This is a genomic window from Faecousia intestinalis, assembly GCF_040096185.1.
GTDB lineage: Bacteria > Bacillota > Clostridia > Oscillospirales > Oscillospiraceae > JAZOXB01.
This window is the reverse complement of sequence record NZ_JBBMFF010000276.1, coordinates 1-14,140: the sequence shown is the minus strand read 5'-3', so window position 1 is coordinate 14,140 and position 14,140 is coordinate 1. Positions and strand designations below refer to the sequence as shown.

The following is a 14,140-nucleotide window of genomic DNA, read 5'->3' as shown; positions in this document are numbered from 1 at the left end:
GACGTGGCAATCTCGGGCAGGCAGTTACGATTTCGCCGATCGCTTTCCCACGATCCGGCCGGGCCCTGCGAGATTGCCGCGTCGCTTTCGCTCCTCGCAATGACACGTCAGGGGAGTGCGGCGGTGCACCAGTGCCCTCCTGCGGTTAAATCCCCCCTGACTGGGCGGTCACTGACCGCCGCTACAGGCTAACTTTATTTTTTGGCAGCCTGCACGAACTGCAGGCGTACAGCCGGTCGGGACATGCCCAGACCCGATAACATACGAAATAAATGACATAAAAACTGGAGGAATTTATCATGAAACGTTGGCTTTCTCTGATCCTTGCGGCGGCGCTGGCCGTCTGCGTCTTTGCTGCCTGCAGCAAGGACGACAACACGTCCGGCTCGGCCGGAAAGCACCATGTGGAGATCGAGGTGCAGGATTACGGCACCATCGCCGTGGAGCTGGACGGCGATGCCGCACCCATCACGGTCGAAAACTTCCTGAAGCTGGCAAAAGATGGCTTCTATGACGGCCTGACCTTCCACCGCATCATCGACGGCTTCATGATCCAGGGCGGAGACCCCGAGGGCACCGGCATGGGCGGCTCGGATGAGACGATCAAGGGCGAATTCTCCGCCAACGGTGTGGAAAATAACCTGTCGCATACGCGCGGCGCGATCTCCATGGCCCGCAACAGCGTCAGCATGGACAGCGCGAGCTCACAGTTCTTCATCGTGCAGAGCGATTCGACCTTTCTGGACGGCCAGTATGCCTGCTTCGGCTATGTGACGTCCGGCATGGACATCGTCGACCAGATCTGCAAGGACGCGCAGCCGACGGACGGCAACGGCACGATCCCCGCAGCGGAGCAGCCGGCCATCACGGCCGTCCGCGTCATCGACTGATGGGCAGACAGCTCGTTCTGGCGGAAAAGCCCTCCGTCGGCCGGGAGCTGGCTCGCGTGCTTGGCTGCAGGCGCGGCGGCGAGGGCTATCTGGAAGGCGACCGCTATGTTGTCACCTGGGCGCTCGGGCATCTGGTCACGCTGGCCGACCCGGACGTCTATGAGAAAAAGTGGGAGAAGTGGGACATGGCCGACCTGCCGATGCTCCCGCAGCATAGGAAGCTCGTCGTCATCCCGCAGACGGCGCGGCAATTCCGCGTGGTGCAGGGCCTGATGAAGCGCAGCGACATCACCGGCCTCATCATCGCCACGGATGCCGGGCGCGAGGGTGAGCTCGTTGCGCGCTGGATCATGGCCAAGGCGGGCTGGAACAAGCCTGCAAAGCGGCTTTGGATCTCGTCCCAGACAGACAAGGCCATCCGCGACGGCTTTGCAGATCTGCGCCCGGCGGCGGACTATGAAAATCTGTTCCGCTCCGCGCAGGCGCGCAGCGAGGCCGACTGGCTCGTCGGCCTGAACGTGACGCGCGCCCTGACGTGCAAATACAATGCGCAGCTCTCGGCCGGGCGCGTGCAGACACCGACGCTGGCCCTGATCGCCGCGCGGGAGCGGGAGATCCGCAGCTTCGTGCCGAAGGAGTTCTACGGCGTCCGGCTGAAGCTCGCGGGCTTTACGGCCGTCTGGCGCGATGCAAACGGAAGCAGCCGCACATTTGACCGCGCGCTGGCCGAGCGGATCGCCGAGGCCTGCCGCACAGGGACCTGCACCATCCGGCAGGTGCGCCGGATGCGCCGCATGACGCCGCCGCCTGCGGCCTATGACCTGACGGAGCTGCAGCGCGATGCGAATAAAAAATACGCCTATTCCGCAAAGGAAACGCTGAATCTTATGCAGGCCCTCTATGAGCAGCACAAGCTGCTGACCTATCCGCGCACGGACTCGCGCTATATCTCCGACGACGTCGTTCCGACGCTGCCGGACCGCCTGCGTGCCGTGATGACAGGGGACTACAAGCCCTTTGCGCAGGAGCTGATGCGCCGCCGCCCGCTTTCGACCAGATATCTGGTGAACAATGCCAAGGTCACGGATCATCACGCCATCATCCCCACGGAGGAGGCCCCGGATCTGTGGCAGCTTTCCGGGCCGGAGCGGAATATTTATGACCTCGTCGTGCGCCGCTTCCTTGCGGTGCTGATGCCGCCGTGTGCCTATGAGGAGGTCGAGCTGACGCTGCGCGCCGGGGACCATGACTTCACGGCCAAGGGCCGCATCGTCTCGGAGCCGGGCTGGCGCAGGGTCTATGACCGCAGCTTCCGGCTGGAGGACGAGGAAGAAGACGAGCCGCAGACACTCCCGGCGCTGGAGCAGGGGCAGAGGCTGTCGATCCTCGGCGCGTCCGTTGCGGTGGGCAAGACGCCGCCTCCGCCGCGCTATACGGAGGCGACGCTGCTGACGGCCATGGAGCATCCGCAGGCGCAGGTCACAGACAAGGCCCTGCAGAAGATCCTGGCGGAGACAAGCGGCCTTGGCACGCCTGCCACGCGCGCGGACATCATCGAAAAGCTGTTCTCTGCATTTTATATCGAGCGGCGCGGTAAGGAGCTCGTCCCGACGTCCAAGGGCATGCAGCTTGTGGAGCTGGCCCCGGAGGACCTCCGCTCGGCTGCGCTCACGGCACAGTGGGAGGACCGCCTTGCCCGGATCGCAAAGGGACAGGAGCGCGACGCAAAATTCGTCGAGGAAATGCGCGCCTATGCGTCGCGTCTCGTTGCGGCCGTCAAGGCAAGCGATGCGAAATACACCCACGACAACCAGACGCGCAAGACCTGCCCGGACTGCGGCAAGTTCCTGCTGCTCGTCAAGGGAAAGCGCGGCGAGATGCTCGTCTGCCCGGACCGCGAGTGCGGCTATCGCAAAAGCGTCACGCAGGTGACGAACGCACGCTGCCCGAACTGCTTCAAGAAAATGGAGCTGCGCGGCGAGGGTGAGAATCAGATGTTCGCCTGCGTCTGCGGCTACCGGGAAAAGCTCTCCGCCTTCCAGGAGCGGCGCAAAAGTGCCGGGGCGGGCAAGCGCGATGTGGCAAAGTATCTGCAGCAGCAGAAGGATGACAAGCCTGTGAACAGCGGCATGGCCGACGCACTGGCCAAGTGGCTTGAGAAAAATCAAAAGTAGGGCATTCTTAACAAAAATCACGGAGCTGCACGGCGAAATTCGTGCGGCTCCGTTCTGCACCGGGAATTGACACCGGCGGGGATGTTTGCTACAATAATTCCCGTGAGAATATGGGACAGCAGGAGCGGTGGAGTCTGTCATAGGGTCGTGGGGCCCTATTCCTGCTGGATCGGCTGTGCCGTGCTTCTGTGCGGCACACGGATCGGACAGGACTGCCGTCCTGTCTTTTTTTATGCCGCGGTATGCGGCGAAAGGGGATTATCGCTATGAGGAAAACAAAGATCGTCTGTACCATCGGCCCGGCCAGCAGTGACCCGGCCGTGTTTGCCGATATGTGCCGCGCGGGCATGAATGTGGCCCGCCTGAATTTTTCGCACGGCACCCATGCCGAGCATCAGGCCAAGATCGACATGATCAAGCAGGTGCGCGAGGAGCTTGGTCTGCCGATCGCCATCATGCTCGATACGAAGGGCCCGGAGTACCGCATCGGCACGTTTGCCGCGGGGCATATCGAGCTGCATGACGGCGATGCCTTTACGTTCACAACGCGCCCGGTCGAGGGCGACGAGACGATCGTCAGCGTGAATTACGCCGGCCTGCCGCATGATCTGGCCGTAGGTGACCGCGTGCTCGTGAACAACGGTCTTGTGATCTTCGAGGTGCAGGACCTCACGGAGACGGACGTGCACTGCCGCGTCGTCGTGGGCGGCGAGCTTTCCAACCGCAAGAGCATGAGCTTCCCGAACAAGGTCCTGCACCAGATCTATCTCAGCGAGCAGGACAAGGACGACCTTCTGTTCGGCATCCGCAACGGCGTGGATTTTGTCGCGGCCTCGTTTGTCTCGTGCAAGCAGGACCTGCTCGATCTGCGCGGCTTCCTGCACGCCAACGGTGGCGAGGACATCGACATCATCGCCAAGATCGAGAACCGCGCGGGCGTGGACAACATTGAGGAGATCAGCGAGGTCTGTGACGGCATCATGGTCGCACGCGGCGACCTCGGTGTGGAGGTCCCGTTCACGGAGCTGCCCGCCATTCAGAAATACCTCATCACGAAGTGCCGCCTGCTCGGCAAGCGCGTCATCACGGCTACGGAAATGCTTGAATCTATGATCCACAATCCGCGCCCGACGCGTGCGGAGATCTCTGATGTGGCCAACGCCGTCTATGACGGCACGAGCGCCGTCATGCTTTCCGGCGAGTCAGCCGCGGGCAAGTATCCGGTGGAGACCGTGCGGACCATGGCGGAGATCGCTGAGGAGACGGAGCGCCACATCGACTACGCCAAGCGCTTCCGCACGAACGAATTTGTCATCCACGACCGCGTGGACGCCATTTCCCACGCAACGTGTGGCATGGCCATCGACATCGGGGCCAAGGTCATCGTTGTGACGTCTATGTCCGGCATGACGGTCCGGATGGTCTCGCGCTTCCGTGCACCGACGGACATCGTCGGTATGGCGACGAACAAGCGCGTGTGGTATAAGCTCTCGCTGTCGTGGGGCGTGCTGCCGGTGCTGAGCGAGCAGTTCAACTCCACGGACGTGCTGTTCTATCATGCACTGCGCGCCGCCCGCGACACGATGCACCTGCAGCCGGGCGACAATGTTGTTATGACCGGCGGCATCACGAACGGTAAGTCCGGCAACACCAATCTTATCAAGATCGAGGCGGTCTGACGGCCGGAGGCAGCAGCTATGATCGAAATTCGGGAGATCGACGAGGCACATCAGGCAGACATCCGCCTGCCGAACGAGCCGTTCCCGCATTTTCGTTTATCGTGGTGTTCAAAAAACGTGATGATTGCGAGGAGCAAAGCGACGCGGCAATCTCAGTTAGGGGACCGCAGTTCGCACTGACTGTCGTAAAAAAGCGCACAAACCGATTGCGTCTGTAGCGGCGGTCAGTGACCGCCTTGTACAGGGTAATTGAACTGTGTAAGGGTGCTGATGTACTACGGCACTTGCCTGAATTGGCATTGCGAGGCCCCGGAGGGGCCGCGGCAATCTCGGAAAGGCGGCTACGATATCGCCGATGGTTTCCCTGTTATCCAAGCGGGTACTGCGAGATTGCCACGTCGGCTGCGCCTCCTCGCAATGACAATTCAGGGAAATGCGGCGGCGCACCTGTGCCCTTTTGCGATTGAATTGTCCTCTGCTGGGCGCTCAGGGAACACCGCTGCATGCTCTAGCTGCCCCAGATGAAAAAATTCGGACGCACCCGCGCGGGTGCGTCCGTTTTCGTCAATTATTCCGGTATAATCTGCGCCACTCGGACTCCGGCAGGAGCTCGAGCGCGGCATTGTGCAGACGGTAAACGCGGCTGCACAGCGACAGCACGCTCGGCCGGTGGGTGCTGAGGATGCACGTCTTGCCGGGCAGGGCGGCGATGTTCTCGAGCACGCGCTGTTCCGTCTCCAGATCAAGCGCCGACGTCACCTCGTCGAGCAGCAGGATAGGAGCATCGGCCAGAATGGCGCGCGCAATGGCCAGCCGCTGGTTCTGGCCTTCGGACAGCGAGCCGCCGCGTTCGCGCAGCGGGCAGTCCAGCCCGCCGGGCAGGCCGCGGACGAAATCCTCGGCGCAGGCGGCGCGCAGCGCGGCCCACAGGGCCTCCTCCGGGGCGTTCGGCCGCACAAGGCGGAGCGTCTCGGCCACGGTGCCGGAGAAGATCACGTTGTCCTGCGGCACATAGGCAAAGCAGCAGCGTGTGGAGGGGGAGACGTCCAGCGCCTCGCCGCCGCCGGTCAGCACGGCGCTGCCGCCCGTCGGGCGGAGCAGGCCAAGCAGCAGACGGAACAGCGTCGTCTTGCCGCTGCCGGACGGGCCGACGATGGCGATCATCTCATGCGGCTGCACCTGCAGATCCAGCTGCTTCAGAACGGGCGCGCGGCCCTGATAGGAAAACTCCAGCCCCTGCAGCGACAGCGTCAGCGGAACGCCCTCGCGGACGAGCCGCTGTGCGCGCTCCGGGTGGTCGAGCCGCTCCCGCGGCAGCTCCAGCACGGACATGATGCGCCGCGCGGAGACGGAGGCCTCGATGGCGGAGGGGACCAGATGGATGAGCGCGCTGAGCGACGAGGAGAGATAGGACGCCAGCTGCAGGAACAGCACCATCGTGCCGAAGTCGATCCGGCCCTGCCACAGGCGGTAAGCACCCCAGCCGAGGCAGAGGTAGCTTACGAGCATGCCGCACGACGAGAGGAACGACGAGGTCAGAATGGAGAAGCGCTGAAACGCGATGCCGGTGTCATAATACCGCTCCTGCACGCGATCGAGCCTCTCGCGGAAGGCATCGACGAGGTGGAAGGCCTTGATGGCGGGGATGTTCTGCAGCGTCTCCTCCTGAAAGGCCGTCATTTCGCTGCCGACGGCGCGCATATCGCGGTTGAAGCTGCGCATTTTTCCCACAAGCGGCCGCGACAGCAGCAGCGTCACGGGCGCGCTCAGCAGGGCCAGCACTGCCATGGTCGGGTCGTAGACCAGAATGACGGCCAGCGAGGCCAGAAACTGCGTCAGACGCAGGATAAGGGACGGGATCCAGCCAAGCACGCTGCCCGCCACATTGGACACGTCCGTGTTGATGCGGCTGAGCAGATCGCCGGAGTGGAACTGCTGCAGGGATTCCCAGTCCGTGTTCAGGAACATGCCGAAGACCTCGGCGCGCAGCTCGTTGCCGACACGGAGGTTGATCTTTGCACTGAAACGGCTGACAAGAGCATTGAGCACGATGGTCGAGCCTGCCAGCAGCACGACGGTGACGCCGCAGAACAGCACGCGCCGTCCGCCGCCCTGCAGATAGACGATGGCGTTGATGAGCTCACGCGAGGAGAGACTCGACAGCAGGCTCAGCGCAATGGAGGCGATGCCGAGCAGTACATAGGCCGCAATGGAGCGGCGGTAGCGCTTGCTGTGGTGCAGGACCCAGCGCGTTTCGACCCAGAGGTCGTGCAGCGTCGCGCCCTGCAGGCGGTCGCGGAGCTTTCGAATCAGAGACATGCCCGCCCTCCTCAGCGCTGGTCGCCTGCGTCGGAGCTGTAGTGGCTATAGTGGCTGTAGTGGCTGCTGTAGCCGTACTGATAGCCGTAGCGGTAGCCATAGCGATAGCCCGAGCGCGTCGTTCCGGCCTGCGTGCAGTTCAGCACGCAGCCATACAGCGGCACGGCGCCGGAGAGCGACTGGACGGAGTTGACGATCTGGACGGAGTTTGCCATATCCTGCCGCACGACGTAAATAGCGCCGTCGGCATATTTGGCCAGCGCTGCAGCGTCGGACAGAACGCCTGCAGGCGGCGTATCGATGAGGATGTAGTCGAGCTTCTGCCGCAGCAGCTCCAAAATCTGGCCCATGCGCGGCGAGCCGAGCAGGCGCTGCGGCTGGGCGACAGTGCCGTCGCCGGAGAGCAGCAGCAGGCCGGAATCCGGAACGGGCAGCAGGCGGAAGTTCTTCGCCTTGCCACTGAGCACCTCGACAAGGCCGTCGGAGTGCGCGCCAATGCCGAACAGCGGCTTGAGCGACTGCTTGCGCAGGTCGCCGTCGATGAGGATGACGCGCTTGCCCTCGGCGGCCAGCGCCAGTGCGAGGTTCGATGCAACGGTCGTTTTGCCCTCGCCGGGGACGGTGCTCGTGATGAGAACGACCTTTGCGCCGTGCTTCGAGGTGATACGCTGCAGCTTCAGGCTGAGGTTGCGCATGGCCTCGGAGAAGTCGGAGCCGGTGCCCGCATGCGTCAGCAGAAGCGAGGGAGCCTCGCGGCGGGTGCGCTTTCCGCGGCGCACGGCGGGGATGGAGGAGAGGCAGGACAGACTGATGAGGCGGTGCAGGTCCTCGGCAGAGTGAACGGTGCGGCGCGTCAGGGAGAGCAGCGCCACAAGGACGAGGCCGAGGACCAGCCCGACGACGCCGCGGCGGATGCCGGTCTGCAGAGCCGTGTTGGCGTTGATGGGCGCAGCGGACGGCTCGACCGGCTGGTCAATGACTTGGATCTGCGTGTCGCCCAGAATGGTGGTCGCCGCAGCGGGGTAGACCTCGATGGCGGCCAGCAGCGTGTCATAGACGGCCTGCGGATCGCTGCCCGTTGCCGTCAGCGTGAACAGGGCGGCATCCGCCACAGAGCTGGCCGACAGGCTGACGGGAGCACGCTGATCGCCCAGCTCCTGCTGGAGCAGCAGCTGCATGCGATCGCTCTGCAGGACATAGGGGAACGTGGCCGAGAGCTGCGCGGCGGCGTTGCTGTCGAGATAGGTGCTGTGGCTGAGGATATCCGTCGAGGACGAGAAGCCCGCGCTGACGGAGAACACGGCGGAGCTCTGATAGACCGGGGCATAGCTGCGCGCGGCGCGCAGCCAGCTCACGCCGCCGAGCAGCAGACCGAGCACGATCGGGACCCAGAAAAAGTGCTGCAGGGTGCGGCGGAAATTGTGCAGGAAAACGGAAAGGTCAATTCCTTGCGTCGTCTGTTCTTCCATGGGCGGCCTCCTTTCCTTGCTTGCTGCCGTAGCCGTAATAGCCGTATTTTCCGCCGTAGCTGCCATAGCCGTAGCCGTAGCCATAGCCGCCGAGACGGCTGCCGAAGTGGAACGACTGATAATTATTGAGCACGCAGCCAAGCAGCGCGGCGTGGGCGGCGTTCAGATCGTCGATGGTGTCGTTAATGACGGCGGCGGGGACGAGGTCCTGCCGGACGACGAGGATCGCGGCATCGGCTGCATCGGCCAGCACCTCGGCATCGGCGAAGAAGCTGAAGGGTGGCGTGTCGATGAGAATGTAGGAATAGCTCTCGCGCAGCGCATCGAGCAGCGGACGGAATGAATCCGGGCTGAGCGCCTCGCTCTGGCTGCGGCGCAGCGGCGCGGCGTAGAGATGGGACAGGCCGGTCGCTTCATCACGGACAATGGCCTTTTCCAGCGCCTCGCGGTCCGGGCGGTGCGTGATGAGATAGCCAAGGTCTGTGCCGGGGGCAGGCGAGGCCGAAAAGATCAGCGACTGCGCAGGCTTGCGCAGGTCGGCGTCCAGCAGCAGCACGCGCTGATGCTTCTGTGCCAGTGACAGGGCAAGATTGGCTGCGACGGTGGATTTGCCCTCGTTCTCTGCGCAGCTCGTGATGAGGAAGACCTGCCGGCCATCCTTTTCATGTGCCCGCTCCACCTGCGCGCGGAGCTGATGGACCGTTTCGGTGTAATAGAAGCTGCAGGTCGGGTCCGAGATGAGCAGGGCGGATTTTTTATTTCGCAGCAGCGCGCCGCGCTTGCGCTCGTGGCGCAGGGTGGCGAGCAGCTTCGTATCGAGCTGATCGCGCGCGCCGGGGACGGTCTGCACCGTCTCCTGCGAGACGGCGAGAAGCAGCAGGACTGCGATCATGGCCAACGCGCCGATGGGCCCAGCCAGCCTGAGCAGACGGTCGCGCGAGGCCTGCGCGCTGGGCTGCGACGGGAGCGTCGGGCCGTTGATGGGGTTCAGCACGGCCGAGGCGAGGATGAAGTCCGCATAGGCTTCGTAGCAGTCCATCACGGCCAGCGCCCCGCGAAAGGCAAGCTCCGGCGTCGGGGCAGTGACGGTCAGAATGAGGATGTTCGTGTTCTCCGGCACATCGACGCTGCACGTCCCCGGGAAGGCGTTCAGGCCCATTTCGGCGGCAGCGGCGGTGCGGACGGGGTTGCTCTGCAGCAGCTCGCCGAACTGGCTCGCCACGGAGTCCGTCACGGCGATGCTGCCGGAGGCTGTGGCGGAGGCGCTGCGGCTCGTCACGGCGAAGGTGACCTGGCTGTCATAGCTCGGCTTGGACACGAGCGTCTGCAGCAGATAGACCGCCATAACGCAGATGAGCCCGGCCAGAACGGTCATCCAGAGATTGCGCAGCACATGGCGCGCAAGGCACAGCGGATTGAAGTTGGACCATTTGGTCGTTTTCTGTTCTTTCATGGCTGCCCCCTTACTCCACGACGACGGTCAGAATGACGGAGCTCTCCAGGCCGGCGTCGTTCGTATAGGAGAAGAGCACGTCATAGCTGCCCGGATGCTCGTGGTCGATCTTCCCGGAGATCTCGACCTTCGACGGATCGACGCTCGCCCCGTGCTCCGACTGCAGCACGGAGGCGATCAGGCTGCGGTAATCCTCCGGTGTCTCATCTCCCGTGGCATAGACGAGGTAATCCGAAAGCGTGATGACGGGATGCCGGGCCGTGCGGTTGCGGATCATCACGGTCAGGGAGAGCATGGACGTGTCGCCCGCACTGTTTGTGACCTGCACACGGATGCGGTAGTCGCCCTCGGTGCCGACGGACAGGTTCACGAGCGTCAGGCGCATCTTGTCCGTGAGATCGCCGTCAAGCACATCCTCGGCCTTCAGACGGTCGAGCAGGGTGACGGTGCTGCCGACGCCGTAGACGAGCGGCTGCGACAGGGAGAAGCGCGGCTTGTGATAATCCGTGTAGTAGATCGGCCGCGTGAACGTGCAGAAGTTTGAGGCGCTGTCAAACACGGTGTAGGTCGCCTGCGCGCTGTTCGCGCCCGTGAGCTGCGAGACGCGGCGGACGATGATGCGGTCGGTGAGGTCGCCGTCGCGGTCGTCCGCTGCGGTCAGACCGGCGCAGAGCTCGGCGTCCGTAGCATTGACGCTGACCTCCAGCGGAACGCCGTCCGAGACGATGCGGGGTGCGGTATGATCGGCCGTCAGGCGGTCGTGCAGGAACACGGCGCAGAATGCAATGGCAACGGCCAGAAACAGGGCGATCAGGGTGATCTGTAATTTCCTCATGAAAAGCCTCCTGCGGGTCAGTCGGATTGAAGCGGCGGAATGGGGATCGGTTCATCGCGCAGGATCCTGCGGGGATTTCCGTGCAGGAGCAGCGCGATATAATCGGGGTGGCATATGGGCTCGAGCACCGGCAGAAGCGACCGGAAGCCCGTTGTGCGGAAGCGGTCGTCGTGGGCGTCGCTCGCGATGACATGCGCCAGACCGTGCGAGAGCAGGTGCAGGGCGGTGTCCTCTGCACGGCTGCCGAGCAGACCGAGCAGGCTGCCCTTGTTCAGCTGCAGCAGCATCCCGCGGGAAAAGCACCATGCGGCAAGGCCGGGGTCGCGCTGCACGGCGTCATAGCGCTCCGGATGGGCCACAACGGGCACAAGGCCGCGCTGCGCGATGGCCTCGAGCGTCCGCAGCAGCACGGAGCCGGGCAGTCCAAAGTCAAATTCTACGAGCAGATACCGTGAGCCGCCGAGCGTGATGAGCTCATGCTGTTCAATGAGTGTGCGGATGTTCGAGGGGTCCGCAAACACCTCCGCGCCGGAGTACAGCCGCAGCGGAATGTTTTCCTGCGTCAGCAGCTCGCGCAGGTCGTTCAGCTGCCTGCGGTAGTCCGGGCCGCGGTAATTGCGGCGGAAGCCGGGCAGGTTGCAGTGCGGCGTGACGGCAATGGCCGTGACGCCGCTCTCGGCGGCGTGGCGCGCCATGGAAAGCGAGATCTCCGCGTCGGGAGAGCCGTCGTCCACGCCGGGGAGAATATGACAATGCAGGTCGATCATGGCCCGTCCTTTCCGCGTCGGGGCACAGCAGGCAGACTGTGGGACCGACAGATGATTTCTTAAATAGAATAGCATATTTCTCGGGAGAATTCAACTTTTTCGTTTGGATTCTGCGGAAAAAGCCTGCGATAAAGAAAAAATCATGCTTGACATCACGGAACTTCCGTGCTAAAATAGTTCCGCAAAACGAAGAAGGCCGGCAGCCCCGACCTCACCCCAAGCGAAGGCAAAGGGGTCTGATATCGAGTCTCGCTGCGCTTTGGGCGCGGTGTGTTCGGTTGCGGGTGCTGCGGCATCCGCAATTTTTTGTTTGGAGGTGCTTTACCATCGGCAAATTAGATCATCAGCTCAATGAGGAGATCCGGGATAAGGAGATCCGCCTGATCGCAGCGGACGGCACCATGCTCGGCATCGTCTCCGCACAGGAGGCGCTGGCCCAGGCAGAGGAGCAGGAGCTCGACCTTGTGAAGATCTCGCCCAACGCCGTTCCCCCCGTGTGCAAGATCATGGACTACGGCAAGTTCCGCTTTGACCAGCTCAAGAAGGAAAAGGAAGCCCGGAAGAATCAGCGCGTCGTCGAGATCAAGGAGATCCGCATGTCCCCGGGCATCGACACGAACGACCTGAATGTGAAAATGCGCAACGCGATGAAATTCCTGAAGGAAGGCAACCGCGTGAAGGTCACGGTGCGCTTCCGCGGGCGTGAAATGGCGCATACCGACATCGGCGAGCAGCTTTTGATCCGGTTTGGCGAGGGATGCGCCGAAGTCGCAAACGTGGATAAAAAACCCAAGCTCGACGGCCGGTTCATGACGCTGTTCCTGTCGCCGAAGAATGCAAAATAATCACAAAGGAGAAGAATCATGCCGAAACTCAAAACCCACAGCGGTGCGAAGAAGAGATTCAATCTCACCAAGACCGGTAAGGTCAAGAGAGCGCACGCGTTCAAGAGCCATATCCTCACCAAGAAGGACACCAAGCGCGGCCGTCGCCTGAGAAGCACGACCTACGCGGATGTCACCAATGTCGAGAGCATCAAAAAGATGATCCCGTACAAATAATCGGATAGGAGGATTCAAAAGATGGCAAGAGTAAAAGGCGCGATGATGACGCGCAAGAGAAGAAATAAGACCCTGAAGCTTGCGAAGTCCTACTGGGGCTCCAAGTCCACCCATTTCAAGATGGCCAAGCAGGCCGTCAAGAAGTCCGGCGTTTATGCCTACATCGGCCGTAAGCAGAAGAAGAGAGATTTCCGCCGCCTGTGGATCGCTCGTATCTCCGCCGCTGTCAAGCCCTATGGCATGAACTATTCCCGCTTCATGAACGGCCTGAAGAAGTCCGGCATCGAGATGAACCGCAAGAGCCTTTCCGAGCTCGCAATTGCGGATGCCGCTGCGTTCGGCGCTCTCGTCGAGACTGCCAAGAAGGCCCTGTAATAGCTTTTCCAAAATCACTCCGCTCCGGCGGGGTGATTTTTTTCGGAAAAGCCCGGCGGGCTTTTCCGACGTGGAGATCGCAGTCCGCTGCGCGCACGGATCGTCCGCCAAAAGCGGACGCCCCGCACACTGGCGGACTGAGCGGTATTTTTCAATTGATTCGCCGCCTGCGGGCGGCGAACTCTGCGAGGCTTTTTGATGCACGGAACAGACTGTCAAAAAATCTGCTCAGCCGAAGCTTTCCCTGACGAAAAATCCCGGAGGGAATTTTTCGTCAGGGTGATTTTTTTGCAATTTTTATTCCTGCATTTTGCATTTTTGCGCATTGTGTGCTATACTATTTCTATCAGACTGTCGAAAACCTGCCAGGACAGAGGGAACTTATTCGGCAGGCTGTATGTAAAAGAACGGGGGGAAACCGTCATGAAGAATATCATTACGATCAGCCGTGAATTCGGCAGCGGCGGCCGCAGCATCGGCAAGCAGGTCGCAGAGAAGCTCGGCTATGCGTTCTATGACCGCGAGCTGGTCGATGAGGTCGCAAAGCGCAGCGGCTTTGCGCCGGAGTACATCGAGGAGCACGGCGAATATGCCAACGCCCGCAACAGCCTGCTGTTCTATCTGGCCACGGCCGAGCGCTACAGCCACGACAACCTCTCCATGCACGATCAGCTCTATATCACGCAGAGCAAGATCATCGAGGAGCTGGCGGAAAAGGGCAAGTGCGTCATCGTCGGCCGCTGCGCGGACTATATCCTGCGCGACCGGAAGGACTGTCTGCATGTGTTCATCTGTTCCGACATGGCCAGCCGCGCCCGCCGCATCGTCGAGCGCTACGGCCAGACGCAGAAGGCACCGGAGAAGCGTCTCGCCGAGAAGGACCAGAAGCGCAAGGTCTACTACAAAAACTATACGGGCCGCGTCTGGGGGCAGGCGCAGAATTATGATATCTGCCTCAACAGCGGTGCGCTCGGCGTTGACACCTGCACCGATATGATCGTGCAGCTCTGCAAATAAGGAACATAACAAAGCGGCCGCCCAGAAATGCGGGTGGTCGTAAGACAGTTTCAGTCCCGGCAGTAATGTCTGCCGGGACTGTTCTTGCACATATTAAAGCC

At 62.2% G+C, this 14,140-nt stretch carries 13 protein-coding genes; 8 read left to right on the top strand and 5 right to left on the bottom strand.

Annotated elements, in window-relative coordinates; all coding sequences use genetic code 11:
* The first annotated feature begins 299 nt into the window (after positions 1 to 299).
* From WMO66_RS14270 to WMO66_RS14255, 4 genes are all read left to right on the top strand, one after another.
* The gene (locus tag WMO66_RS14270) at positions 300 to 890 is read left to right on the top strand and encodes a peptidylprolyl isomerase (protein ID WP_349137021.1); all 591 of its coding nucleotides are present in this window, start codon (positions 300 to 302) and stop codon (positions 888 to 890) included.
* On the top strand, positions 890 to 3,064 hold the full coding sequence (locus WMO66_RS14265) for a DNA topoisomerase III (RefSeq protein ID WP_349137020.1): 2,175 nt from the start codon (positions 890 to 892) through the stop codon (positions 3,062 to 3,064). The genes WMO66_RS14270 and WMO66_RS14265 overlap by 1 nt, the downstream gene beginning before the upstream one ends.
* A gap of 266 nt (positions 3,065 to 3,330) precedes the next feature.
* Positions 3,331 to 4,743: a pyruvate kinase gene (pyk, locus tag WMO66_RS14260; protein ID WP_349137019.1), complete on the top strand. Its 1,413-nt coding sequence runs from the start codon at positions 3,331 to 3,333 to the stop codon at positions 4,741 to 4,743.
* Positions 4,744 to 4,761: 18 nt separating this feature from the next.
* Positions 4,762 to 4,923: a hypothetical protein gene (locus tag WMO66_RS14255; RefSeq protein ID WP_349137018.1), complete on the top strand. Its 162-nt coding sequence runs from the start codon at positions 4,762 to 4,764 to the stop codon at positions 4,921 to 4,923.
* 384 nt (positions 4,924 to 5,307) lie between these two features.
* On the opposite strand, the gene WMO66_RS14250 is transcribed toward WMO66_RS14255, so the two are convergent.
* From WMO66_RS14250 to WMO66_RS14230, 5 genes are read right to left on the bottom strand one after another with little or no spacing between them, the layout of a single operon-like run.
* Complete coding sequence (locus WMO66_RS14250) at positions 5,308 to 7,062, bottom strand: ABC transporter ATP-binding protein (protein WP_349137017.1); 1,755 nt, start codon at positions 7,060 to 7,062, stop codon at positions 5,308 to 5,310.
* 11 nt (positions 7,063 to 7,073) lie between these two features.
* Positions 7,074 to 8,531: a tyrosine-protein kinase domain-containing protein gene (locus WMO66_RS14245; protein ID WP_349137016.1), complete on the bottom strand. Its 1,458-nt coding sequence runs from the start codon at positions 8,529 to 8,531 to the stop codon at positions 7,074 to 7,076.
* A complete protein-coding gene (locus tag WMO66_RS14240; RefSeq protein WP_349137015.1) occupies positions 8,503 to 9,984 on the bottom strand; it encodes a tyrosine-protein kinase domain-containing protein in 1,482 nt (493 codons plus the stop codon). Before WMO66_RS14240 ends, WMO66_RS14245 begins: the two co-directional genes overlap by 29 nt.
* Before the next feature lie 10 nt (positions 9,985 to 9,994).
* Positions 9,995 to 10,819, bottom strand: coding sequence for a hypothetical protein (locus WMO66_RS14235; RefSeq protein WP_349137014.1), 825 nt, complete (start codon positions 10,817 to 10,819; stop codon positions 9,995 to 9,997).
* Between the two features lie 17 nt (positions 10,820 to 10,836).
* Positions 10,837 to 11,586: a tyrosine-protein phosphatase gene (locus WMO66_RS14230; RefSeq protein ID WP_349137013.1), complete on the bottom strand. Its 750-nt coding sequence runs from the start codon at positions 11,584 to 11,586 to the stop codon at positions 10,837 to 10,839.
* Positions 11,587 to 11,873: 287 nt separating this feature from the next.
* On the opposite strand from WMO66_RS14230, the gene infC reads away from it, so the two are divergent.
* The 4 genes from infC to WMO66_RS14210 all read left to right on the top strand — a co-directional run bounded on the left by infC (position 11,874) and on the right by WMO66_RS14210 (position 14,039).
* Complete coding sequence (gene infC / locus WMO66_RS14225) at positions 11,874 to 12,431, top strand: translation initiation factor IF-3 (RefSeq protein ID WP_349137022.1); 558 nt, start codon at positions 11,874 to 11,876, stop codon at positions 12,429 to 12,431.
* A gap of 18 nt (positions 12,432 to 12,449) precedes the next feature.
* Positions 12,450 to 12,647 carry a 50S ribosomal protein L35 gene (rpmI, locus tag WMO66_RS14220; RefSeq protein ID WP_271385244.1) on the top strand — a complete coding sequence of 66 codons (198 nt, stop codon included), beginning with the start codon at positions 12,450 to 12,452 and terminating at the stop codon, positions 12,645 to 12,647.
* A 21-nt stretch (positions 12,648 to 12,668) separates the two neighbouring features.
* On the top strand, positions 12,669 to 13,022 hold the full coding sequence (gene rplT / locus WMO66_RS14215) for a 50S ribosomal protein L20 (RefSeq protein ID WP_349137012.1): 354 nt from the start codon (positions 12,669 to 12,671) through the stop codon (positions 13,020 to 13,022).
* Between the two features lie 423 nt (positions 13,023 to 13,445).
* Positions 13,446 to 14,039, top strand: coding sequence for a cytidylate kinase-like family protein (locus WMO66_RS14210; RefSeq protein ID WP_349137011.1), 594 nt, complete (start codon positions 13,446 to 13,448; stop codon positions 14,037 to 14,039).
* Positions 14,040 to 14,140: the final 101 nt, after the last annotated feature.

Bases quoted from the DNA above. Each gene is read 5' to 3' on its own strand.
- WMO66_RS14270 (WP_349137021.1), top strand. From the start codon at position 300: ATGAAACGTTGGCTTTCTCTGATCCTTGCGGCGGCGCTGGCCGTCTGC.
- WMO66_RS14265 (WP_349137020.1), top strand. From the start codon at position 890: ATGGGCAGACAGCTCGTTCTGGCGGAAAAGCCCTCCGTCGGCCGGGAG.
- pyk (WP_349137019.1), top strand. From the start codon at position 3,331: ATGAGGAAAACAAAGATCGTCTGTACCATCGGCCCGGCCAGCAGTGAC.
- WMO66_RS14255 (WP_349137018.1), top strand. From the start codon at position 4,762: ATGATCGAAATTCGGGAGATCGACGAGGCACATCAGGCAGACATCCGC.
- WMO66_RS14250 (WP_349137017.1), bottom strand. From the start codon at position 7,062: ATGTCTCTGATTCGAAAGCTCCGCGACCGCCTGCAGGGCGCGACGCTG.
- WMO66_RS14245 (WP_349137016.1), bottom strand. From the start codon at position 8,531: ATGGAAGAACAGACGACGCAAGGAATTGACCTTTCCGTTTTCCTGCAC.
- WMO66_RS14240 (WP_349137015.1), bottom strand. From the start codon at position 9,984: ATGAAAGAACAGAAAACGACCAAATGGTCCAACTTCAATCCGCTGTGC.
- WMO66_RS14235 (WP_349137014.1), bottom strand. From the start codon at position 10,819: ATGAGGAAATTACAGATCACCCTGATCGCCCTGTTTCTGGCCGTTGCC.
- WMO66_RS14230 (WP_349137013.1), bottom strand. From the start codon at position 11,586: ATGATCGACCTGCATTGTCATATTCTCCCCGGCGTGGACGACGGCTCT.
- rpmI (WP_271385244.1), top strand. From the start codon at position 12,450: ATGCCGAAACTCAAAACCCACAGCGGTGCGAAGAAGAGATTCAATCTC.
- rplT (WP_349137012.1), top strand. From the start codon at position 12,669: ATGGCAAGAGTAAAAGGCGCGATGATGACGCGCAAGAGAAGAAATAAG.
- WMO66_RS14210 (WP_349137011.1), top strand. From the start codon at position 13,446: ATGAAGAATATCATTACGATCAGCCGTGAATTCGGCAGCGGCGGCCGC.